Here is a 21,850-nt window from a genome sequence, read left to right on the forward strand (position 1 = left end):
CACCCGCACCCGCTCAGGGTGAGGACAGCGCGGCGACCATCGCCCGCCTCGAATCCGACCTCGCCGCCACGCGTGCCGAGGCTGGAAAGCAGCGCGTCACCGCCAAGCAGAAGGCCGCCGACGAGGCCCGCAGCCAGCTCGCCCAGGACATCGGCCGCGCCCTCGGCATCATCCCGGACGGGCAGGAAGCCGACCCCGCGCAGCTCACGGCACAGCTCACCGCCTCGCAGGCGCAGGCCCGACAGACCGCCGTCGAACTCGCCGTATACCGCCATGCTGCCGCGGCTGGAGGCGACGCCGACGCCCTACTCGACTCCCGCACCTTTGCCGCCTCGCTCGCCGAGGTCGACCCGAGCGACAGCGCCGCCGTACAAGGCGCGATCACCGCCGCCATCACCACTAACCCGAAGCTCGCCGCCGCTCCCGTCGGGCCCGCCCGCAGCGGCGCCGAGTTCTCCGGCGGACCGAGCGGCGGAGTGACCGCCCAGCAGTTCGCCGGCATGGACTACGCCGCCCGCGCCGAGCTGTTCCAGACCGACCCCGACACCTACCGGCGCCTCGCCGGTACCCCGTAACGAAGGAGGGCCCGCATGCCCGCAACTACCGCCGCAAATCTGATCGTTCCCGAAGTCTGGGCCGACATGGCACAGGCCCTGTTCACCGGCACCGTGCGTGTCATGGGCAGCGGCGCCGTCGTCACCGACAATACGCTCGTTGGCCAGCCTGGCGACAAGATCAACTTTCCGAAGTGGGCCGCGCTCGGCGAGCTGGACGACCTCACCGAGGGCACCGCCATGACCACCAGCGTCATGACCCAGGCGTCGAGCGAGGCCGTAATCCGTGAGGCCGGTAAGGCCGTCGAGATCACCGACAAGGCACTCCTTACCGGTCTCGGCGACCCGCGCGGCGAGGCACAGCGACAGTTCGGCATCCTCGCCGCCCGCAAGGTCGACGCCGCCCTCATCGCCCAGGCCCAGGCGGACGAGACCGCGCAGGGCGGAGGCAAGCCGTACACGTTCAACACCCTCACGGGGAAGACCAAGTTCACGTGGACTGACGCGGTCGTTCCCGCGCTCGCGCAGTTCGGCGACGAGTGGGAGCCGGCCGAGTTCGCCGGCCTGTTCCTCAACTCCGCGCAGCAGGCTGAGGCGTTCAACGACCCGCAGTTCATCGACGCTTCCAAGCTCGGCGGCGACACCCCCGTACGCACCGGGCAGATCGGCGCCATTGCCGGACTGCCCGTGTTCATCACCAACCGGCTCGCCCCGGGCAAGTTCATGGTTCTGAAGAACAACAGTCTCGGCGCGCTCTACAAGCGCGCCCCCATCGTCGAGACCGACCGCGACATCCTCAAGCGCACCACCGTCATCACGACGAACGTGCACTACGCCGTCAAGCGCCTCGACGACAAGGGCGTTTGCATCGGCACCCTGGCGACCACCTGACCAGAGAGAGGAAACGTTCCTTCATGCTCTTGCGCCGCTACCACCAGCCCGACCCGGCCCCCGCGCCAGATACCGAGCCTGACCAGGACGCCCCGCAGCCACCGGCCGCGGGGCGTTCGCCGTCCCGCCGCAAGACGGGCAAGGAGGTGTAGCCGTTGGGCCGCGTCTACGCCACCCCCGAACAGCTCTCAGCGTGGACCGGCAGCCCCGCCCCGCCCGGCGCCGAGCGCCTGCTCGCCCGCGCGTCCCAGGACATCGACGACGCCCTGTTGACCGCCTGCTACGCGGTCGACGCCGACGGCGACCCCACCGCGCCCAAGGTGGTGCAGGCCATGAGCGACGCCGTATGTGCACAGGTCGAGTACCAGCTCGCCACGGGCGATGACGGCACGGGAGCCGCCGGCCAGTGGGACAGCGTCAGCATCGGCCCGGTCTCCCTGTCCGGCCGCCAACAGCCACCGGCCGCCGCATCCGCCGTGGACCTCGCCCCACGCGCGCACCGCGCCCTCAAGCGGGCCGGACTGTTGCCGGGGGTGATCTGGTGAACCGCGTCCCTGCCTGGCTGCTCCGCCACCGCATCACCATCCAGCCGTACCAGGGCGACGGCGCATACGGGCCTGTCTACGGGCCGCCAATCGCAGGCGTGCCCGCACTGGTCGCTGAGACCGTGCGGACCGTCCGCAACCCGCAGGGGCGCGAGGTCATCAGCACGGCGCAGATCATCGCCGCGCCGGATCTGCACTGTCCGGCCGAGTCCCGCATCACCCTGCCCGACGGCCGCACCACCCGGGTCATCAGCGTCGCCCACCACACCGCCCCGGGCCTTTCGGTGCCGCAGTCCACGGAGGTGAGTTGCGAGTGACCCAGCGCGCCCGTTTCATCTGGACCGGCGACGCCGCCGTCCGCGGCACCCGCGAGGCCGCCGCGCGTGGTCTGCGTCTGGCCGCCGAGCATGTCCTCGCCACGTCCCGCGCCCGTGTCCCGATCGAAGAGGCCACCCTCGAACGCAGCGGGACGGCGACCGTCGACGAGCAGGCCCTCGCCGCCGCCGTGTCCTACGACACCCCGTACGCGGTGCGGCAGCACGAGAACTTGACCTACCGGCACGACGCCGGGCGCAGTGCGAAGTACCTCGAAGGGCCGCTCACCGAAGAGGCCCCGGTTGTCGCCGAGATCATCGCCACCCAGCTCCGGCGGTCGCTGCGCTCATGACGTACACAGTCGATCTCCTCGACGGCCTCGCCCGCCTGCTCGCCGAGCAGGGTCTCGGCACCTACCGGCCCGACGGCCTGTACGCGCCGGACGAGACCGCGATCACCATCGCTGCCACCCCTCCCGCTCCCGACCGCCTGATCTGCCTTGCGGCCTATCCCGTCGCCGAGTCGTCGCTGTTGACCGACACGACGACCGGCATTCAGGTTCGCACCCGCGCCAGTGCCGACCCGCGCGAGGTCGACGCCCTCGACGACCAGCTGTTCGCCCTGTTGCACGGCGCCGGGCCTTTCCGGTTCGGGGCCGTTCCGGTGCAGCTGCTCTATCGCGTCTCGGCCGCCCCGATCGGCGCCGACTCTTCCGGCCGCTGGGAGCGGACCGCCAACTACTACGCCCGCGCGCACCGCGCGACACCCCACCTCGAATAGGAGGCGCCCCCCTGTGAGTACGCCGACGCCCCCGGCCGAGACGATCACCGCACTTGCTCGCCGCTACCGGCTTGAGCTGGACATGGGCACCGCGCCCGCAACCCCTGTGTGGACGCTCGTGCCCGGGATCACCGAGTTCACCCCCAAGATTGAACCCACCCAACAGGACGTGTCGACCTACGACACCGACGGATGGGTCGAGCAGGCTGTCACCATGCTCGCGTGGTCCGTCGAGACCACCGTCGCCCACCGCGCGCACCCCGTGACCGGCAAGTTCAACGCCGCTCAGGAAGCGCTCAGGAAGGCTGCTCGTTCCTTCGGTGCCAAGTCCTACGTACACATACGGTTCTACGACCGCAACGGCGCCGACGACGCCCAGGAAGGCACCGCGCTGGTTACGTGGGAGCCCGACGGCGGAGGCCCGGACGAGGTCGACACCGTGAAAATCACGTTCACCGGATCCGGCCCGCTCGCCGAGATTGCCAACCCCGCAGCCGGTACCAGCAAGCTCGCCGCCGCGGAGCCCACCCCGCTCAAGGGGGTGGCTGCATAGTGGCGTTCGCACCCCTTGGGGAGCTGCTCGACGAATCCCTCGAACTCCCCATCGCAGAGCGGACGTACACCGTCCCGGCCCCCAATGCCGAGATCGGCCTACGCACTCAGGCGATCGTGCACGCCGCGGCTGTTGCCGCCGACCCGCACCCGCTCAGGGTGAGGACAGCGCGGCGACCATCGCCCGCCTCGAATCCGACCTCGCCGCCACGCGTGCCGAGGCTGGAAAGCAGCGCGTCACCGCCAAGCAGAAGGCCGCCGACGAGGCCCGCAGCCAGCTCGCCCAGGACATCGGCCGCGCCCTCGGCATCATCCCGGACGGGCAGGAAGCCGACCCCGCGCAGCTCACGGCACAGCTCACCGCCTCGCAGGCGCAGGCCCGACAGACCGCCGTCGAACTCGCCGTATACCGCCATGCTGCCGCGGCTGGAGGCGACGCCGACGCCCTACTCGACTCCCGCACCTTTGCCGCCTCGCTCGCCGAGGTCGACCCGAGCGACAGCGCCGCCGTACAAGGCGCGATCACCGCCGCCATCACCACTAACCCGAAGCTCGCCGCCGCTCCCGTCGGGCCCGCCCGCAGCGGCGCCGAGTTCTCCGGCGGACCGAGCGGCGGAGTGACCGCCCAGCAGTTCGCCGGCATGGACTACGCCGCCCGCGCCGAGCTGTTCCAGACCGACCCCGACACCTACCGGCGCCTCGCCGGTACCCCGTAACGAAGGAGGGCCCGCATGCCCGCAACTACCGCCGCAAATCTGATCGTTCCCGAAGTCTGGGCCGACATGGCACAGGCCCTGTTCACCGGCACCGTGCGTGTCATGGGCAGCGGCGCCGTCGTCACCGACAATACGCTCGTTGGCCAGCCTGGCGACAAGATCAACTTTCCGAAGTGGGCCGCGCTCGGCGAGCTGGACGACCTCACCGAGGGCACCGCCATGACCACCAGCGTCATGACCCAGGCGTCGAGCGAGGCCGTAATCCGTGAGGCCGGTAAGGCCGTCGAGATCACCGACAAGGCACTCCTTACCGGTCTCGGCGACCCGCGCGGCGAGGCACAGCGACAGTTCGGCATCCTCGCCGCCCGCAAGGTCGACGCCGCCCTCATCGCCCAGGCCCAGGCGGACGAGACCGCGCAGGGCGGAGGCAAGCCGTACACGTTCAACACCCTCACGGGGAAGACCAAGTTCACGTGGACTGACGCGGTCGTTCCCGCGCTCGCGCAGTTCGGCGACGAGTGGGAGCCGGCCGAGTTCGCCGGCCTGTTCCTCAACTCCGCGCAGCAGGCTGAGGCGTTCAACGACCCGCAGTTCATCGACGCTTCCAAGCTCGGCGGCGACACCCCCGTACGCACCGGGCAGATCGGCGCCATTGCCGGACTGCCCGTGTTCATCACCAACCGGCTCGCCCCGGGCAAGTTCATGGTTCTGAAGAACAACAGTCTCGGCGCGCTCTACAAGCGCGCCCCCATCGTCGAGACCGACCGCGACATCCTCAAGCGCACCACCGTCATCACGACGAACGTGCACTACGCCGTCAAGCGCCTCGACGACAAGGGCGTTTGCATCGGCACCCTGGCGACCACCTGACCAGAGAGAGGAAACGTTCCTTCATGCTCTTGCGCCGCTACCACCAGCCCGACCCGGCCCCCGCGCCAGATACCGAGCCTGACCAGGACGCCCCGCAGCCACCGGCCGCGGGGCGTTCGCCGTCCCGCCGCAAGACGGGCAAGGAGGTGTAGCCGTTGGGCCGCGTCTACGCCACCCCCGAACAGCTCTCAGCGTGGACCGGCAGCCCCGCCCCGCCCGGCGCCGAGCGCCTGCTCGCCCGCGCGTCCCAGGACATCGACGACGCCCTGTTGACCGCCTGCTACGCGGTCGACGCCGACGGCGACCCCACCGCGCCCAAGGTGGTGCAGGCCATGAGCGACGCCGTATGTGCACAGGTCGAGTACCAGCTCGCCACGGGCGATGACGGCACGGGAGCCGCCGGCCAGTGGGACAGCGTCAGCATCGGCCCGGTCTCCCTGTCCGGCCGCCAACAGCCACCGGCCGCCGCATCCGCCGTGGACCTCGCCCCACGCGCGCACCGCGCCCTCAAGCGGGCCGGACTGTTGCCGGGGGTGATCTGGTGAACCGCGTCCCTGCCTGGCTGCTCCGCCACCGCATCACCATCCAGCCGTACCAGGGCGACGGCGCATACGGGCCTGTCTACGGGCCGCCAATCGCAGGCGTGCCCGCACTGGTCGCTGAGACCGTGCGGACCGTCCGCAACCCGCAGGGGCGCGAGGTCATCAGCACGGCGCAGATCATCGCCGCGCCGGATCTGCACTGTCCGGCCGAGTCCCGCATCACCCTGCCCGACGGCCGCACCACCCGGGTCATCAGCGTCGCCCACCACACCGCCCCGGGCCTTTCGGTGCCGCAGTCCACGGAGGTGAGTTGCGAGTGACCCAGCGCGCCCGTTTCATCTGGACCGGCGACGCCGCCGTCCGCGGCACCCGCGAGGCCGCCGCGCGTGGTCTGCGTCTGGCCGCCGAGCATGTCCTCGCCACGTCCCGCGCCCGTGTCCCGATCGAAGAGGCCACCCTCGAACGCAGCGGGACGGCGACCGTCGACGAGCAGGCCCTCGCCGCCGCCGTGTCCTACGACACCCCGTACGCGGTGCGGCAGCACGAGAACTTGACCTACCGGCACGACGCCGGGCGCAGTGCGAAGTACCTCGAAGGGCCGCTCACCGAAGAGGCCCCGGTTGTCGCCGAGATCATCGCCACCCAGCTCCGGCGGTCGCTGCGCTCATGACGTACACAGTCGATCTCCTCGACGGCCTCGCCCGCCTGCTCGCCGAGCAGGGTCTCGGCACCTACCGGCCCGACGGCCTGTACGCGCCGGACGAGACCGCGATCACCATCGCTGCCACCCCTCCCGCTCCCGACCGCCTGATCTGCCTTGCGGCCTATCCCGTCGCCGAGTCGTCGCTGTTGACCGACACGACGACCGGCATTCAGGTTCGCACCCGCGCCAGTGCCGACCCGCGCGAGGTCGACGCCCTCGACGACCAGCTGTTCGCCCTGTTGCACGGCGCCGGGCCTTTCCGGTTCGGGGCCGTTCCGGTGCAGCTGCTCTATCGCGTCTCGGCCGCCCCGATCGGCGCCGACTCTTCCGGCCGCTGGGAGCGGACCGCCAACTACTACGCCCGCGCGCACCGCGCGACACCCCACCTCGAATAGGAGGCGCCCCCCTGTGAGTACGCCGACGCCCCCGGCCGAGACGATCACCGCACTTGCTCGCCGCTACCGGCTTGAGCTGGACATGGGCACCGCGCCCGCAACCCCTGTGTGGACGCTCGTGCCCGGGATCACCGAGTTCACCCCCAAGATTGAACCCACCCAACAGGACGTGTCGACCTACGACACCGACGGATGGGTCGAGCAGGCTGTCACCATGCTCGCGTGGTCCGTCGAGACCACCGTCGCCCACCGCGCGCACCCCGTGACCGGCAAGTTCAACGCCGCTCAGGAAGCGCTCAGGAAGGCTGCTCGTTCCTTCGGTGCCAAGTCCTACGTACACATACGGTTCTACGACCGCAACGGCGCCGACGACGCCCAGGAAGGCACCGCGCTGGTTACGTGGGAGCCCGACGGCGGAGGCCCGGACGAGGTCGACACCGTGAAAATCACGTTCACCGGATCCGGCCCGCTCGCCGAGATTGCCAACCCCGCAGCCGGTACCAGCAAGCTCGCCGCCGCGGAGCCCACCCCGCTCAAGGGGGTGGCTGCATAGTGGCGTTCGCACCCCTTGGGGAGCTGCTCGACGAATCCCTCGAACTCCCCATCGCAGAGCGGACGTACACCGTCCCGGCCCCCAATGCCGAGATCGGCCTACGCACTCAGGCGATCGTGCACGCCGCGGCTGTTGCCGCCGATGGCGGGAAGGTTGACGAGCAGGTGCTCAGCGACGCCGCCGAGCGCGACCTGTACCGCGACCTGCTCGGCCCGGCCTACGACGAGATGGTCGCCGATGCCGTGCCGTGGCCCGCGCTCAAACACTGCGCTCTGACCGCCATGGTGTGGGTTGCCCAGGACAAGGCCGCCGCCGAACGGTTCTGGAACGCGGCCGGCGACCCTTCTCGACTGGCCCCGAACCGAGCGGCCCGGCGCAGCCGATCGGGCGGGGCGAACTCGACCAGGAATCAGGGCTCTACGAGTGGTACGAGTACCCACCCGGCACCGCCCCGCGCAAAGGCAGCAGCCAAGCGCCGCAAGTGACATGGGCCCGCATCCTCGACGAGTGGCCGCTCGTGGAAGCCGATCTGCACCAGACCTACGGCATTGACGTAGGCGCCCCCGGCCTGCTCCAAACCCGCTCGTGGCGATGGCTGCGCGTCCGCATCCTCGCCCTCCTCTCCGCCGAGTCGCGCCTCGCCTCGGTTCTCGCACCTCCGCCCGACGCTCCCGCACCACCGGGAGGCACGACCCCCCGGAGGTGATGCCCCGATGGCGCTCCGGGTGGGCGAACTCTTCGCCACCGTCGGTATCGACGACTCCCAGACCGGCGCGGGCATGGACCGGGCCCGCGCCGCCGTCCAGGCCGGCGGCGACCAGATCGCCGCCACCGCCGACCGCGCGGGACAGCAGGCCGGTACTCAACTCGGCCAAGGCGTCGCCGACGGCGCAGCATCCGGCGGCGACCGCGCCGCCCGCGGCATGTCCACCGCCCTCAAGGGCATCGCCGCCGGGGTGATCGGCGCCGGTATCGGCGCCGCCCTGATGGCCGGAGTCGGCGAGGCCATGAACCGGCAGAAGGTCGCTGGGAAGCTCCAAGCCCAACTGGGGTCCACCGGCCCGGTAGCAGCCAAGTACGGCAAGGTCGCCGGCGCCCTGTACTCCGGGGCGATCGTCGACAGCGTCGAGGACGGCGCCGAGGTCATCAAAGGCATAGCCCAAAACGGCCTACTGCCGCCCGAGGCAACACAGGCGCAGGTCCAGACGATGGGCAAGCGCGTGGCCGACACCGCCGCGGTCATAGGCGAGGACGTCGGCAAGGTCTCGCGCGCGGTCGGCACGATGCTGAAGTCCGGCATTGCCAAGAGCGCCGACGAGGCGATGGATGTCCTGGTCAAGGGCAGCCAGAACGGCACGAACGCCGCCGAGGATCTGCTCGACACCTTCAGCGAATACCCCACGCAGTTCCGCGACTTGGGGCTCGACGCGCAAACCGCAATGGGCCTCATGCAACAGGGGCTTCAGGGCGGAGCGCGCGACGCGGACACCGTCGCGGACGCGCTCAAGGAATTCGCGATCCGCTCGAAGGACATGAGTAAGACGTCCGTCGAGGCGTTCAAGTCGATCGGACTCAACGGCGACAAGATGGCCGCCATCTTCACCAAGGGTGGCCCTAACGCCTCGAAGGCACTCGGCGATGTCCTGCAACGCATCAAGGCCATTAAGGACCCGGCGGAAAGGAATGCAACTGCGGTCGCACTCTTCGGCACTAAGGCCGAGGATTTGCAGCAAGCACTTTTTAAGCTCGACCCGAAAACGGCGGTGCAAGCTCTCGGCAATGTCAAGGGCGCCACCGATAAAGCGGGCGATGCGATGCGCGACAATGCCGCAACCAAGATTGAGCAATTCAAGCGGGGACTAGAGACTAAGGTCGTCAACTTCATTGGCGGAAAGGCCATTCCCGTCATTGAATCGCTCGCCAAATGGGTGGACGAGGGTGGACTCGGTAAGGCGTTCCGGGCCTCCGTCGGATTCATTCGGGAGCACTCGACCGAGTTGAAGGTCGCCGCGGTTGTCATCGGCGCGGTACTGCTGCCCTCGCTGGTCGTCCTTGGCGTTCAGGCCGTCACCACGGCCGGCCTGGTGGTGTGGGGCTGGATCACCCAGAGTGCCGCCGGCGCGGTCGCAGCCGTCCGGTTCGTGGCGACCAACGCCCTGATCGTGGGCGGTTGGCTCGCGCAGGGAGTCGCCGCCGGCGCCACCGCGGTTCGCGTAGTTGCCGCCTGGGTCCTCATGGGGGTGCAGTCCCTCATTCAGGCTGGACGGATGGCCGCGGCCTGGGTCATCGCGATGGGCCCCGTTGGCTGGGTGATCGCCGCCATTGTCGGTCTGGTCGCCCTGGTCGTCGCCAACTGGGACACCGTCAAGCAATGGACGGTGTCCGCCTGGGGGTTCGTCTGGGACACGATCAAGGGCATCGGTCAATTCCTCCTCGACTTCTTCCTCAACTGGACGATCGTTGGCAATGTCATCAAGCACTGGGACGACATCAAGGCTGGCACTGTCCGCATCTGGAACGGCACGGTTGATTGGATCAAGGCCCTTCCGGGGCGTATCGTCTCGTTCTTCCTGAACTGGACTCTCCCCGGGCTGTTCATCAAGCATTGGCAGTCGATCAAGGATGGCACGATCCGGAAAGCGGGCGAGCTACTGTCCTGGCTCGTGAATTTCCCGGGCACCATCCTGGGATACTTCGGCGATTTCGGATCGCTGCTGTACGACAAAGGCGGCGACCTGGTTCGCGGCCTCTGGAATGGTGTCAAGGCCCTGGGCTCATGGCTGAAGTCGAAACTCATGTCGTTCGCGAAAAACATGATCCCGGGGCCCATCGCGAAAGCACTTGGAATCCATTCTCCCTCGCGCGTGATGCGTGATCAGATCGGCCGTCACATCCCGACGGGAATTATCGAGGGCATCAAATCTGGGGCCGGTGCGGTCGACCGCACCATGCAAAACCTGGTCACCGTTCCCGCCCCGCGGTTCAGCGTCGGCGGTATCCCTCCCACCAACACCGCTTATGGCTCGGCGAGTTGGGGCGGTCCGGCCGTGCACATTGAGCACTGGTACGGCGGCGACCAGTCACCCGAGCAGAACGCAAGCGCGCTTGCGTGGCACGCCAAGGCGAGGGGGTGACCATGCTCCCCGGTGACCTGGTCAGTGTGCCCGGACACGTCCAGTTCGGCGACCTGCTGCTCGGCCCCGGCACCGCGTTTGGGTGGCGGTCGCTGAGTGGGTGGGAGGACTCCCCCGCGCTGGACTCCGGCACGGTCAACAAGGCGGACGGGCACGGCGCCTACCCGGGTCGCCTGCTCGCGCAGGCCCGGACGGTCACCCTCGACGGAATCATCATCCGTACCGAGCCTGCCGAGATGAGCCGCGCGGTTCGGGCCTTGTCCGCCGCAACGGCACTGCGGGATGACGAGATACCCCTCGTCGTCCGGCTCGACTCTGCGCCACCGCTGCTGAGTTGGGCTCGTTGCCTGCGCCGCGCGGTGCCCGTTGGGACCGGCGGGTACGGCGTCGGCATCGTCCAGGGCGCCGCCTTGCAGTTTGAGGCCACCGACCCCCGCCGCTACAGCCTCACCGAGCGGCGTATCGAGGCCCGGCTACCGCAGGCCGAGCCCGGCCTCGACTGGGCTAACACCCTTGCATGGCCGCTTGATTGGGGACCGCCAGGGGCCACGGGCGCCATGACCGCACTTAACGAAGGCGACGCCCCCGCACACCCCCTGATCACCTTCCGGGGCCCGGCCGAGCGGCCGAGCCTGACCAACATCAACACCGGGGACACCGTCGAGTACGACCTCGCCCTCGCCGACGGCGACGAGTTGGCCGTCGACACCGCGAGCGGAACCGTCACCCTCAACGGCTCGGCAAGCCGGCTCTACACCGCCACCGCGCGCAGCGTGCCCGAGCAGACGTTCACGTTCCCGCCCGGCACCAGCGATCTTGCGTTCCGCGCGGCCCCCGGCTCATCCGACCCCCGAGCATCCGCCGCCGTGCGGTTTCGCTCGGCCTACTGGTAAGGAGGCCGCATCTATGACGGTCCGTTCTGCCTGGCTGCTCACCGCCCCGGGCGGACAGACCCGGGAAGACACCCGCCTCGCGCCGCTCGGCACGATGACCCCCGAGGGCGAACTACTCACCCGCGACGGCGTGATCGCCGGGGGAAATCCTCTCCTCGCGGCGGGCGTGGGGACGATGCAAGTCCGCATTGCCACCGGCCGCGCGATCGTTCAGGGCACCCTCGGCCAGGGCGCCTACCCCGTTGCCATCACTGCGCCCGAAACCCTCACTGTCAGCGATGGGCACGCGCAGTACGGCCGTATCGACTCCGTCGTCGTCAAGGTCTATGACGGGCTGTACGACACGTCGGGGCAGACCCTTGCCCGCCTCGAAGTCATCAAGGGGCCGGAGACGTCCACCCCCGCCCCGCCGGCCCTTCCGGCGGCGACGCTGCGCCTGTGGGACATCACGGTTCCCGCCGGCACCTCCGCCGGTACGGGCGGCATCAACTGGTCAACCGCGCTTGCCGACCGCCGCCGCTACACCACCAGCCACGGCGGGATCACCCCGCCCGGCGGGCCCTCCACCCCCGGCGCCTACGTCGGCCAGTACCGCGACAGTGGCCGCGGCCTTGAACGCTGGACGGGCACGGCATGGCGGGACGCGGTCGAGCGGCATTACGTGTCGGTCTACAAGAGCAGCGACTACAACCTCGCCGGCGGCCGGTACACGACCCTGTCATGGAACGGGACGGATGCCATATCCGACCCGGGCATGTGGAACATCGCCCGAGACAGTCGGCTGGTTGCCCCCGTCGACGGCCTGTACCTCATCTACACCCATCAGATCTGGCCCGGCGGCACAGTCAACGGGCGCACCACCTTCATCACCAACGGCGGCAACGGCCTGTCCATGTCGTACATCGCCAACAGCAACGGCGGACAGTCCAACGCCGCCGGGCGGCCGGTCGTGCTCAAGGCCGGCGACTACATCGAGATGCAGATCTACGTAGACAACGCCCTGACTGGCGTCTCGTCCAGCTACTCCAAAGCCGCTCTCATATGGCAGGGCCCATGACCGGTACCTACCGCGCCCTGCTGTGCGATCTGCGCAGCGATCAACTCCTCGACGTACTCCCCCTGCAAGGGGTCACGCTCGACGACTGGATCGGCAAGACCGGCAGCGCATCAGGCACCATCCCCATTCCCAACGCCGCCATGGCCGCGCGCGTCCGGGACGCCGTCGAGCCAGCACGCACCGCCCTGTGGATCGAGCGCGGACGCGATCTGTGGTGGGGAGGCATCATCTGGACAGCGAACGTCGCCAGCGATGCCCGCGGGTTCCTGGCCATGCAGATCCAGGCCGGCACCTTCGACAGCTACCTCGACCACCGCCGCGTGTTCGACACCCAGACCGCGACCGGCGTCGATCAATTCGACCTCGCACGCTCGTTGGTCGACTATGCCCAGCGTGCCCCCGGCGGCGACATCGGCATCGAGTACGACGAGCAGCTTTCGGGAGTGGTCCGCGACCGCACGTACAGCCGCTACGACCTGCCCACCATCCGCGACCTGCTAGACCAACTCGGCAAGGTCGAGGGCGGGTTCGAGTGGCGTATCGCCGTCCACCGCGACCCCGAGTCAGGGCGCAGAGTCAAACGCTTGCAGCTCGGACACCCCGTCATCCATGGCGGGGCGTCCGACATCGTCCTCGACCACCCCGGGCCCGTCCTGTCCTACGCGTGGCCCGTCGACGGGACGCAGCGCGCGAACGCGTGGCAGTCGAGGGGCGCCTCGACCAACTCGAATCAGACCAGCGAATCCACCCCGCTCATGTCCGCCGAACTGATCGCCGACGACGACCTCGCCGCCGGATGGCCCCGCCTCGACGGAACGTCGGATTACGGGACCGTGGTGCAACAGAGCGTCCTCGACGCGCACGCCCGCGCCGACTGGCAAGCGGCCCGCCGCCCGCGCACGATCCCCGAAATCACGGTCGCCCTCGACCGCACCCCACTGTCACCCGCCCTGCTCGGCTCCGTGATCCGGCTCCGCATCCGCGACCTGTGGTGGCCCAAGGGACTTGACGAGCGATACCGCGTCGTCGGCCTGTCGATCACCCCGCCCGAGCGCGGTCGTCCCGAAACCGCCCGCCTGTACTTGGAGGCTGCCTAGTGGCTGCTGTGCCCCTCGACCTGCTTGACCGCATCCGCGACCTTGAACGGCGCGTGCACGAACTCACCGGCCGCGCCAACATCCGCCCCGCTATGAACGAGATCACGCACGGCGCCGTGCGGATCGGCGAGGGCGGATCGCTGTCCGTCACCGCGCCAGACGGAACCGGCCTGTTCGGCGTAGGCCAACTCCCGCCGTTCTACAACCACACCAACGGCACCCCGCAACAGGGACTGATTATCCAGCGCGAGGACGGCACCGAGGCCATCACCGTGCGCGCGATCCCGTCCGCCCTCGGCGTCGACACCCAGGCCGTCAGCGTGTGGGACCGGTCCGGCAATCAGGTGCTCAGCGACGAGACCACCACCGGGTGGGGCATGGGCACCCCCTACATGCCGTTGGTGTTCAACCGGCTCGTGAGCACAGGAAGCGACGTCGTCAACGACTCCAACTTTCAGAACCGGTACTTCTGCGTCTTCCCTGCTCAGCAGCCCGTCGCCGTGGTCGTCGTGGAGTTCGGCGCTGGCGGGGGCTCGACCTGTGAAGTCCTGTTGCAGTACCGCACCACCGACACCACCACGTGGACCGACATCGGGACCGCGAGCGTCACCGCCGCCCCCACGTCCACCGCGTGGGCCGCAAAGCAGTTCGTCACCCCGCTGCATGGCGCCGCCTACCTGCTGCCCTGCTATTTCCGCCTACAGGTCCGCCAGAAGTCCGGCACGTCCGGAGTCATGGCGCACGTGCTTGGCGCGTTCACCCGCGCCACCGCTTCCAAGAGCGAAGTACCCGACCCGCGCCCGACCTCACTTGCCCGCGCCACAGCGCCCCAGGCCGCGCCGTCCTCCACCGATTAGGGAGTCGTCCCCTGCTGCCCGAGTCCATCCCGACCGTCACCGTCCGGGGCCGATTCCTGGCCCCCGATGGTCAGCCCCTGTCTGGCTCCGTCACCTTCCGGGCCCCGGCACAGCTCACCTTCCCCGCCGCCGATGTCATCCTCGGCGGGCCCGTCGTCGCCCAGCTCGACGCCCAAGGGCAGATATCCGCGACCCTGCCCGCCACCGACGCGCCGGGCATGGACCCGAGCGGCTGGTCGTACACCGTCACCGAGCAACTGTCGGGCATCCCGACCGGCCGCTCGTATCAGCTTCTGTTGCCCGCCGAGCACCCCGTCGTGGACTTGGCCGACATTGCCCCCACCGACCCCACCAAGCCCCAGTACATCGCCGTACGCGGCGACAGTGCGTACGAGGTCGCCCTCGCCGCCGGTTTCGTCGGCACCGCCGCTCAGTGGCTTACCTCGCTCACCGGCCCGCGCGGCGCCATTGGCCCGACCGGCGTGGCGGGCGCGACCGGGGCCAAGGGTGCCACCGGGGCGACTGGGCCCGCCGGCCCGGCGGGCGCCCCGGGCGTGGTGCAGTCCGTCAACGGCAAGAGCGCCGCCGCTGTCACCCTCGGCGCGGCCGACGTGGGCGCCGTCGCGAACAGCGGCGCCTACTCCCGTATGGACGGGATGCTGCACGTCGTCTACGCGGGCACCACTGCCGACGTGTTCAAGGCGTCCAACGCCGCAGAGACCGTGTACACCGCCGTCAACAAGGACGCGGAGATCACGTCGAACACGAACGCCCTCGTACGCAACCTGTACGTGGGGACGCTGAAGCAGCTGGGCAACGGTGACCGCGGCCTGTTGGCGATGGAGAACGCCGCCACCGTCCCAACCACCAGCCACACAAACGGCGTGCTCCTGTACGCCGAGGGCGGGGCGCTTAAGGTCCGCCAGGCCGACGGGACCGTACTCACGCTGGGCGCCGGCGGGACGGGCGCCGTCGCGTCCGTGAACGGCAAGACCGGCAATGTCACCCTTGCCGCGGCCGACGTGAGCGCCCTCGCCACTGCTACCCGGGGCGCGGCGAACGGCGTCGCGTCCCTCGACGCGTCCAGCCGTCTGCCCACCGCGCAGCTACCGTCCACCGCGGAGCGGAACGCGTGGACGCCGCAGGCCCTCGGGTTCGCGGCGTGGTCGTGCGATCCTGCCCACGTCTCCAACCCGACCGCGACCAAGGCCGCCGTCGTCCAGCGCCTCTACCTGTCCGGCATCAACATCACGGAGCCGACACAGGTCAACCGCGTCGCGATCTTTGCGCGTGGTTGGGCAGGCTCCACGGCCGTACCCGCCGCCCGGTTCTACGCCGGTATCTACAACGAAGCGGGCAGCCTCATTGCGACATCCGGGCAGGTGTCCAGCCTGCCCGCCGCCGGGCAAGGAACGGGCGTTGCCCCGGGCGCTGCAACCAACCACATCGGCGCCGTCCCGGTGCCGCTGTCGGCGGCCGTCACGCTGCAACCGGGCCGCTACTGGGCCGCATTCCTCATGTCCGCCGGAAGCGCAACCGACTTCTATTACATGCACGTTCAGAACGAGTCGCCGAGCGCCCCCGCCAACTTCTTTATGGGCACGACGTTCCAGCGCGCATGGTGCCTGAACAGCCAAGGGTCCCTGCCCTCAACCGTGAACCAGGCAACCGGCGAGGTCGGCCTCGACCCAGCCGTCATGGCGCTTGCCTACGTCTAGCCACTACCCCCACCCGCACGCCCCGCGCACCGCGCCGGGCGTTCCTTCATGTCTGGAGACAACCACCATGACCGTTAAGGGCGTTGACGTCTCGTCCTACCAGTCCGCGACGTTCAGCACGTCCGGCCTCGACTTCGCCATCGTCAAGGCGACCGAGGGCACCGGCTACATCAATCCCAAGATGCGCGAGCAGGCCGAGCACGCCCGCGCGGCCGGCCTGGTCGTCGGCTTCTACCACTTCCTGCGTCCCGGCAGCATGCGCGCGCAGGCCGCGTACTTCGTCGAGCAGGCATCCAGCATCGAGGGCGACCCGCTGTTCGCCGACTGGGAAGACGCGGGCGTTTCCTGCGCCGACAAGGACGCGTTTCTTGCCGAGGTAAAGCGGCTCCGCGGCTCGACCCACCGCGTCGGCCTGTACTGCAACCTCGAATACTGGAAGAACCGCGACACCACCAGCAACGCCGGCGACGCCCTGTGGATCGCCGACTATGTCACCGCCGGGCGGCCCCGCATCGAGGCCGAGTGGCTGTTCCACCAGTACACCGACGAGCCCGTCGACACCAACGTCGCCGCGTTCGCCGACCGCGCCGCACTCCGGGCATGGGCCGCCAAGGGCAGCACCCCGCCGGCCCGCCCGTCCGTCGACCTCTCGCAGCTGGTCGCCGCGGCCCGCCAGGACCCCGACAGGGACGGCACCCCCGTCACCTACGCGGGGGCCCGCGTCGTCGAGGACGCCCTCGCCGCCGAGGGACTGCTCGACCGCGGTTACGTCGACGGGCATTTCGGCAGCGCCACCGTCACCGCGTACGCCCAGTGGCAGCGACGTCTGAACTACTCCGGGGCCGACGCCGACGGCATCCCCGGCCGTGCCTCGCTCGACGCCCTCGCCCGCCGCCACAGCTTCAACGTCACCAGCTAAACCCCACCTCCGCCCAGCACAGTGCCGGGCGGGCCCCCTTCCCGAACAGGAGCCCCCACCATGACTGACGCCGCCAAGCGCACCGTCCGCACCATCCTTCAGGGAGTCGTAGCGTTCGCCGTCGCCCTGCCCGCCATCGTCAACGCGTCCGGCATCCCCGACACCCTGCCGTGGGTCGCCGGAGCCCTCGCCGTCGCCGGCGGACTCGCCCGCGTCATGGCCCTGCCCGCAGTCGAGCAGATACTCGACCGCGTCGGCCTCGGCCTGCTCGACGACAAGGGCGGTAGCGCGTGACCCAGCCGCCCGAGCCGTCCGTCGCCGTCGAGCTGGAAAAGCTCCGCGGCACGATGGCCGAGGGATTCGCCCGCGTCGACGGAGCACTCGCCCTGCTCGTACAGCGCAGCGACCAGACCGACCGCCAGCTCGCCGACCACGAGCAGCGCCTCGACGCCGTCGAGCGGTCCCGATGGCCCCTGCCATCCATCGCGGCACTGGTCGCCGTTGCGAGCCTGCTCCTGGCCCTCTGGCAGGCATCCCCGGCCCACTGAACACAGAGCCCCCACACGGCCACTCACGGCCGTGTGGGGGCGTTTTGTCATTGCTGACGCCGTGGCCGTCGCGTCGTACTCTCGAACGGTTCAGCCCGCACACCAGACGGCCCGCCCCCGAATGCCGCGGGGGCGGGCCGTCGTGTGGAACGCAGCTCCCTTACTGCAAGCCGCCAAACTGGCCCGAAGCCGCAGCCGCGACAAACGCGGCTGTTTGTTCATAACCCAGCAGCAGCGCGGGCCCGTGCGGGGCCTTGCTGTCCCGGACGGCAATCGTCGCTGTACTGACGATGCCGAACTCGACACAGTCCCCCTGTGCACCAGACGCCGACGACTTCCACCACGTCACGGGCAGAGTCGAAGCGTCGTCAACATGGCTCATGCTTTGTTCTTCCTTATCTCTGTGATCAACTCCGCCGAAGCCTCGACCGACTCAGCGGCGGACGTGAGACGCTGCCAGGCGTCCCGGTATGTGGCGACCGGGTTTTGATCCTCGATGTACAGAATCGAAGTCAGGCTCTCCGAGTGAGCAACGTCGAGATCCGCATGGGGCCCGAACCCCAAGAGCGTGAAGCCGCCCATCTGCCCTGCGTGTAGGGGAGCATCCGCGCGAAGCACCTGAACGTTGATATTGGGCCGCTTCCCCATTGAGAGCAGCCGCCCCAACTGCTCATGCATCACGCTTGCGTCTTCACAGGTCGACCGTAGAGCTTGCTCGGCAATGATCGCCCACAGGGTCAACGGTTCGTTGTCGCGTGTGAGCACTGACTGACGTGCGAGGCGGACCTCGACGAGAGCGTCGACCCGCGCCTCGACCGCCTCAGACATTGCCGTCGTGCGGATGATCTCGCGCGCGTACTCCGACGTCTGGAGCAACCCGGGAATCACACCCAGTTGCCATGTCGAGACCGATTCAGCCTCAGCCTCAAGGCTGATCAGGTCCTCGTACACAGGCGTGAGGACGCCCCGGTACGAGTGCCACCAACCACGCTGCCCGCCCTCTTTCGTGAGGGTGACCAACGCGGCGCGCAGTTCGTCGCTGACCTCGCGGCCCAACTCGACGTAGAGGTCAAGCAGCTGCTCGACATCCTTCGCTTTGGCCGCGCTCTTGGCCGTTTCCATCCTTGACAGCTTGGAGTCGATGAACTTGCCCCCGGACGCTTCGGCGACCTCGCCGAGGGTCATTTCACCGCGCAGGGCGCGCAGCTTCGCACCAAGGCGCCGCCGGCGCACAGTAGGCGCACTCACTGGTTCCCCTCCCTGTCCGGGCTCGTGCTCGTCAGTCTGCCGTGACCGGTCATCGCCTGTCACCTGCTCACTTACCATCCCGCCTCTCCCCTCCTGTCGGCATATGCAATTTTCTACGCGACCGTGTGTGGGGTTGCTAGACCGCACGCGATAGGAGCACTCTGTGGGAGAGAAATGCAATTGCGCCCGCCCCTGATGACGAACTGCCATGCTGGGGTTGGGACTTGCCCGTAAGGGGACATGCATGATCCAACTACGACGGGGCACGCTGCCTGCCTGCTGCGGACCTCAACTCGGCCCGCCTTCCATCCTGTTGCTAGCTGGCGAGGCTGAATCAGCCAAAGCAGCACGGGAGTTCGTTCATGAGTACGTCACCCACAACGTTCCGGATGCCAGCGGCGACTACGTTGACGCCGCCGTACTGATCGCGTCCGAGTTGGTAACCAACTCCATCCGCTACGGCACCGGCCCCGGCGAAACCATGCGCGTTGTCCTCGACGCCGACGACACCCGGACCCGCGTCGAGGTCCATGACTCCGTGCGCACCCACCCCCGAATGCGCCCCGAGTCCGACGACAGCGACCGCGGACGCGGCCTGATCATCCTTGACGCCCTGTGCCCCGGAGCCTGGGGCATCACCGACATCCCGCCGGGTAAGGCCGTGTGGGCAGAGGTGAAGGCCAGATGACCTACCTGTACGTTCCCAACTCGCCATTCCTCCCGGGCGCCGAGTTCGTCGACGAGCTCATCGTCTCCACATGGTGCACGCGCTCCCCAACCGGCGCCGTGGCCCCTCACGTGCTCATTGGGCACGGCGCCCGACGCCAGAACGGCGACGATTGGACGATCATCAGCCGCCGCCTCACCAGCCTCGCCAAGGGCCTCGGACTCCGCCGCACAACCAACCGCGGCCCTGTCGTCGAGGCTCGACTCGACCTTGAACGCGGACGCCCGACGCTCGACTACGGACACGACCGGGTCTTACTGGCCCTGCCGGACGACAATCCGCGATGGCGCATCCAAGCAGCCCGCGTAGGCTGCGCCGCCGTAACCCTGGTGCTTGACCCTTTGCGCCTCGGCATGAAACAGCCCGAAGTCGAAGACTTCCTGCACCGCGCCACCGCTGCACAACGGACCTACCGCGCCACCCTCACCGTCAAGGGCCGGAGGTAACCCGCCCATGGCTCCCACACAACAACCCGCCACCGCCGTGCCGCCGAGCCCCGCATTCGTCATCGGCGTATCCGCTGCGGCCGGCATCCACCGCGATACGGACGGCGACATCGCCCAACTGCTCATCATCCATCCCGGGCCGCGCCGAGCCGCCGAGACCGTCGAGGACATCGAGGCCAACATGCGGACCCTCGCCACCTCGCTGTGTCTAGGGCCCGGAGCCGAGGAACCGCCGATGATCGGCGGACGCATCCTCATCCGCGACAAACTCGCCGCACTCGACTACGGCCACGACCAGTACGTCATGACCATTCCCTCGCCGCCCGTGGACTGGGTACGTCTGGTTGCGGCCGGCTTGCTGTGCCGCATCTGTCTCGTTCTCGCCCCCCTGCCGCTCACAGCCACCCCCGCCGAAACCGACGCCCATCTACGGGCCAGCCACGACCGCGGCCAAGTCATGTGGGGCACCACCTACGCCCGCCGCCGCTCCTGACCCCACGAGGACGGGCCGCCCCGAGGTGGAAGAGACCCCGGGCCGACCCGCTGAGGCCGAGCGTAACGGGTCCCAAGTTCCGCCCCACCCGCCAAGGAACTGGAAGGCCAAAAGCAGGTGGGGCGGTCGGCAAGGCACACCAAACCGACAAGGAGAGTCAACCGTGAGTGACGTGATCTTGTCCCGCCCCGCGCCTGAAAAGGTCGCCGAACGCGCCCGCGAGATCCTTGCGGCCGTCGAGGCTGACCCCGAGTACGACCGTCTGCGCACCGCGTGCGCCAAGTACGACGAGGACTGGACGAGCTTCATGGGCTACGCCCTCGTGGACGGGTTCGATATCCACAAGGACACCGAGCCCCTGTTCCCCGAGGCCATGCGCGCCATGGCCATCAAGTCAGCCGTCTACGAGATGACCGACGGGAACGAAGAGGCCGCCGAGGTCCCCGTCGCCATCCCTGTGGATGAAATGATCCACGCCCTCGCCGCACAGTTCACCGTCCTGTCTCGCATCCAGGACCGCACCGGCATCAAGTTCGTCCACGCCACCGACCGTGAGGCCATCGGCGAGTGGGACCATGGCGACTACACCCACCAGGTGTACCGCGCTGCCTGGGGTTCACTGAATGAGCGGTACTGGTTCGGCAAGGCCGAGACCGCCAAGCGGCGCGCCGTCGTCATGGCCAAGTACGAGCCCGTCGGCATCCTCGACGGCGGCCGGCGGTTCGTTCCTGGGTTCGCCACGATCAACTAGTTGAGCGCGCGGCGCAGCGTCGCCAACACGTCGACGCCCGGGAACGTCCGGGGAATCTCGACGTGAGCCTGTTCGAGCAGGTCGTCGAGCAGGCACGGCGCTGCGCCGTACAGCTGTTCCCGCAGGAACGGGACTAGCTCAGCTTCGGTCGCGGGAAGCGCGAGTTTCGCGACCAACTCGGCGCCCTCGCTCTTGTACCTCGCCGCGGGTAGTCCGACCTTCTCAGGGTGGACGCAGACCGGCACGCCGTTGGCGTCGTACCTGTGCCCGTCAGCGGGATTGAACGGGCATTCTTTCGTCGGGCGGTCGTACACGTCGAACTCGCCAACCGAAAACAGGCGAGACGGACAGATCCCACACGCAAGGTGGTGTGCGTCACCGCTGACGAAAGGCTCAGCCATATAGCGAGCCTAGCCTCACAGACGGCCCCGCCCGCCCGTGTTTCCCCCGAGCCGGACGGGCGGGGCTACCCCTACCCCGACAGGAGAAGCTGTCGGCCCCTGGTGGAAGGCGCCGCGGCCCTCCACAGAGCGCGGCCCCGGTTCC

Annotated in this window: 33 protein-coding genes and 1 pseudogene; 30 read left to right on the top strand and 4 right to left on the bottom strand. The window is 68.9% G+C overall.

Going from position 1 to position 21,850, the window contains the following annotated elements:
• The 9 genes and pseudogenes from A8W25_RS31165 to A8W25_RS35890 form a co-directional block, all read left to right on the top strand.
• On the top strand, nt 1-575 hold a 575-nt coding region (locus A8W25_RS31165), incomplete at its 5' end, for a hypothetical protein (RefSeq protein ID WP_107470848.1).
• Between the two features lie 15 nt (nt 576-590).
• Nucleotides 591-1,445, top strand: a complete 855-nt coding sequence (locus tag A8W25_RS31170; RefSeq protein WP_067167855.1) for a phage head protein — start codon at nt 591-593, stop codon at nt 1,443-1,445.
• A gap of 23 nt (nt 1,446-1,468) precedes the next feature.
• Nucleotides 1,469-1,597 (top strand): hypothetical protein, encoded by a 129-nt coding sequence (locus A8W25_RS35515; protein ID WP_267890406.1) that lies wholly within the window; start codon nt 1,469-1,471, stop codon nt 1,595-1,597.
• Nucleotides 1,598-1,600: 3 nt separating this feature from the next.
• Entirely contained in the window at nt 1,601-1,990 is a 390-nt protein-coding gene (locus tag A8W25_RS31175; RefSeq protein ID WP_067167856.1) for a hypothetical protein, read from the top strand.
• Nucleotides 1,987-2,307 (top strand): hypothetical protein, encoded by a 321-nt coding sequence (locus A8W25_RS31180; RefSeq protein ID WP_067167858.1) that lies wholly within the window; start codon nt 1,987-1,989, stop codon nt 2,305-2,307. The genes A8W25_RS31175 and A8W25_RS31180 overlap by 4 nt, the downstream gene beginning before the upstream one ends.
• Complete coding sequence (locus A8W25_RS31185) at nt 2,304-2,657, top strand: hypothetical protein (protein ID WP_067167860.1); 354 nt, start codon at nt 2,304-2,306, stop codon at nt 2,655-2,657. Before A8W25_RS31180 ends, A8W25_RS31185 begins: the two co-directional genes overlap by 4 nt.
• Entirely contained in the window at nt 2,654-3,085 is a 432-nt protein-coding gene (locus A8W25_RS31190) for a minor capsid protein (protein WP_067167861.1), read from the top strand. Before A8W25_RS31185 ends, A8W25_RS31190 begins: the two co-directional genes overlap by 4 nt.
• Nucleotides 3,086-3,098: 13 nt before the next feature.
• Entirely contained in the window at nt 3,099-3,638 is a 540-nt protein-coding gene (locus tag A8W25_RS31195) for a phage tail tube protein (protein ID WP_067167863.1), read from the top strand.
• Nucleotides 3,638-3,721 (top strand): annotated as a pseudogene (locus tag A8W25_RS35890) (hypothetical protein); the annotation flags it as partial. The gene A8W25_RS31195 and the pseudogene A8W25_RS35890, both read left to right, overlap by 1 nt.
• A gap of 23 nt (nt 3,722-3,744) precedes the next feature.
• Here the strand turns inward: A8W25_RS35890 and A8W25_RS31200 are convergent.
• Complete coding sequence (locus tag A8W25_RS31200) at nt 3,745-4,053, bottom strand: hypothetical protein (RefSeq protein ID WP_067167865.1); 309 nt, start codon at nt 4,051-4,053, stop codon at nt 3,745-3,747.
• A 315-nt stretch (nt 4,054-4,368) separates the two neighbouring features.
• Between A8W25_RS31200 and A8W25_RS31205 the strand changes: the two genes are divergently transcribed.
• From A8W25_RS31205 to A8W25_RS31280, 17 genes are all read left to right on the top strand, one after another.
• Nucleotides 4,369-5,223, top strand: coding sequence for a phage head protein (locus A8W25_RS31205; RefSeq protein ID WP_067167855.1), 855 nt, complete (start codon nt 4,369-4,371; stop codon nt 5,221-5,223).
• 23 nt (nt 5,224-5,246) lie between these two features.
• Nucleotides 5,247-5,375: a hypothetical protein gene (locus tag A8W25_RS35520; RefSeq protein ID WP_267890406.1), complete on the top strand. Its 129-nt coding sequence runs from the start codon at nt 5,247-5,249 to the stop codon at nt 5,373-5,375.
• A gap of 3 nt (nt 5,376-5,378) precedes the next feature.
• Nucleotides 5,379-5,768, top strand: coding sequence for a hypothetical protein (locus A8W25_RS31210; protein ID WP_067167856.1), 390 nt, complete (start codon nt 5,379-5,381; stop codon nt 5,766-5,768).
• Nucleotides 5,765-6,085: a hypothetical protein gene (locus tag A8W25_RS31215; protein ID WP_067167858.1), complete on the top strand. Its 321-nt coding sequence runs from the start codon at nt 5,765-5,767 to the stop codon at nt 6,083-6,085. The genes A8W25_RS31210 and A8W25_RS31215 overlap by 4 nt, the downstream gene beginning before the upstream one ends.
• On the top strand, nt 6,082-6,435 hold the full coding sequence (locus A8W25_RS31220; RefSeq protein WP_067167860.1) for a hypothetical protein: 354 nt from the start codon (nt 6,082-6,084) through the stop codon (nt 6,433-6,435). The genes A8W25_RS31215 and A8W25_RS31220 overlap by 4 nt, the downstream gene beginning before the upstream one ends.
• A complete protein-coding gene (locus A8W25_RS31225; protein ID WP_067167861.1) occupies nt 6,432-6,863 on the top strand; it encodes a minor capsid protein in 432 nt (143 codons plus the stop codon). Before A8W25_RS31220 ends, A8W25_RS31225 begins: the two co-directional genes overlap by 4 nt.
• A 13-nt stretch (nt 6,864-6,876) precedes the next feature.
• Entirely contained in the window at nt 6,877-7,416 is a 540-nt protein-coding gene (locus A8W25_RS31230; RefSeq protein ID WP_067167863.1) for a phage tail tube protein, read from the top strand.
• Nucleotides 7,416-7,901, top strand: a complete 486-nt coding sequence (locus A8W25_RS31235) for a DUF7426 family protein (RefSeq protein WP_067167866.1) — start codon at nt 7,416-7,418, stop codon at nt 7,899-7,901. The genes A8W25_RS31230 and A8W25_RS31235 overlap by 1 nt, the downstream gene beginning before the upstream one ends.
• A gap of 228 nt (nt 7,902-8,129) precedes the next feature.
• Entirely contained in the window at nt 8,130-10,550 is a 2,421-nt protein-coding gene (locus tag A8W25_RS31240; RefSeq protein ID WP_067167868.1) for a phage tail tape measure protein, read from the top strand.
• Nucleotides 10,551-10,552: 2 nt separating this feature from the next.
• Nucleotides 10,553-11,443 (top strand): phage distal tail protein, encoded by an 891-nt coding sequence (locus tag A8W25_RS31245; protein WP_067167889.1) that lies wholly within the window; start codon nt 10,553-10,555, stop codon nt 11,441-11,443.
• Between the two features lie 13 nt (nt 11,444-11,456).
• Complete coding sequence (locus A8W25_RS31250) at nt 11,457-12,500, top strand: hypothetical protein (RefSeq protein ID WP_067167869.1); 1,044 nt, start codon at nt 11,457-11,459, stop codon at nt 12,498-12,500.
• Nucleotides 12,497-13,597: a hypothetical protein gene (locus A8W25_RS31255; protein WP_067167871.1), complete on the top strand. Its 1,101-nt coding sequence runs from the start codon at nt 12,497-12,499 to the stop codon at nt 13,595-13,597. Before A8W25_RS31250 ends, A8W25_RS31255 begins: the two co-directional genes overlap by 4 nt.
• Before the next feature lie 8 nt (nt 13,598-13,605).
• Entirely contained in the window at nt 13,606-14,454 is an 849-nt protein-coding gene (locus A8W25_RS31260) for a hypothetical protein (protein WP_067167873.1), read from the top strand.
• A 218-nt stretch (nt 14,455-14,672) separates the two neighbouring features.
• Nucleotides 14,673-16,172 carry a hypothetical protein gene (locus A8W25_RS31265; protein WP_199831885.1) on the top strand — a complete coding sequence of 500 codons (1,500 nt, stop codon included), beginning with the start codon at nt 14,673-14,675 and terminating at the stop codon, nt 16,170-16,172.
• 67 nt (nt 16,173-16,239) lie between these two features.
• On the top strand, nt 16,240-17,091 hold the full coding sequence (locus tag A8W25_RS35345; RefSeq protein ID WP_067167874.1) for a GH25 family lysozyme: 852 nt from the start codon (nt 16,240-16,242) through the stop codon (nt 17,089-17,091).
• Between the two features lie 60 nt (nt 17,092-17,151).
• Complete coding sequence (locus A8W25_RS31275; protein WP_067167876.1) at nt 17,152-17,385, top strand: hypothetical protein; 234 nt, start codon at nt 17,152-17,154, stop codon at nt 17,383-17,385.
• A 53-nt stretch (nt 17,386-17,438) separates the two neighbouring features.
• Nucleotides 17,439-17,639 (top strand): hypothetical protein, encoded by a 201-nt coding sequence (locus A8W25_RS31280; RefSeq protein WP_420708543.1) that lies wholly within the window; start codon nt 17,439-17,441, stop codon nt 17,637-17,639.
• A 160-nt stretch (nt 17,640-17,799) separates the two neighbouring features.
• On the opposite strand, the gene A8W25_RS31285 is transcribed toward A8W25_RS31280, so the two are convergent.
• Nucleotides 17,800-18,021: a DUF397 domain-containing protein gene (locus A8W25_RS31285; protein WP_067167879.1), complete on the bottom strand. Its 222-nt coding sequence runs from the start codon at nt 18,019-18,021 to the stop codon at nt 17,800-17,802.
• Complete coding sequence (locus A8W25_RS31290; RefSeq protein ID WP_199831886.1) at nt 18,018-18,887, bottom strand: helix-turn-helix domain-containing protein; 870 nt, start codon at nt 18,885-18,887, stop codon at nt 18,018-18,020. Before A8W25_RS31290 ends, A8W25_RS31285 begins: the two co-directional genes overlap by 4 nt.
• 244 nt (nt 18,888-19,131) lie before the next feature.
• Here A8W25_RS31290 and A8W25_RS31295 point away from each other — a divergent pair, with 244 nt between their 5' ends.
• From A8W25_RS31295 to A8W25_RS31310, 4 genes are all read left to right on the top strand, one after another.
• Entirely contained in the window at nt 19,132-19,575 is a 444-nt protein-coding gene (locus A8W25_RS31295) for an ATP-binding protein (protein WP_079126561.1), read from the top strand.
• The gene (locus A8W25_RS31300) at nt 19,572-20,060 is read left to right on the top strand and encodes a hypothetical protein (RefSeq protein ID WP_067167883.1); all 489 of its coding nucleotides are present in this window, start codon (nt 19,572-19,574) and stop codon (nt 20,058-20,060) included. Before A8W25_RS31295 ends, A8W25_RS31300 begins: the two co-directional genes overlap by 4 nt.
• Before the next feature lie 7 nt (nt 20,061-20,067).
• Nucleotides 20,068-20,553 (top strand): hypothetical protein, encoded by a 486-nt coding sequence (locus A8W25_RS31305; protein WP_067167885.1) that lies wholly within the window; start codon nt 20,068-20,070, stop codon nt 20,551-20,553.
• A 163-nt stretch (nt 20,554-20,716) separates the two neighbouring features.
• Nucleotides 20,717-21,304 carry a hypothetical protein gene (locus A8W25_RS31310; protein WP_067167886.1) on the top strand — a complete coding sequence of 196 codons (588 nt, stop codon included), beginning with the start codon at nt 20,717-20,719 and terminating at the stop codon, nt 21,302-21,304.
• Here A8W25_RS31310 and A8W25_RS31315 read toward each other — a convergent pair.
• Complete coding sequence (locus tag A8W25_RS31315; protein WP_067167888.1) at nt 21,301-21,705, bottom strand: hypothetical protein; 405 nt, start codon at nt 21,703-21,705, stop codon at nt 21,301-21,303. The two genes, A8W25_RS31310 and A8W25_RS31315, sit on opposite strands and share 4 nt — an antisense overlap.
• Between the last annotated feature and the right edge of the window lie 145 nt (nt 21,706-21,850).

This window comes from Streptomyces sp. ERV7 (genome assembly GCF_001653515.1).
Classification (GTDB): Bacteria; Actinomycetota; Actinomycetes; order Streptomycetales; family Streptomycetaceae; genus Streptomyces.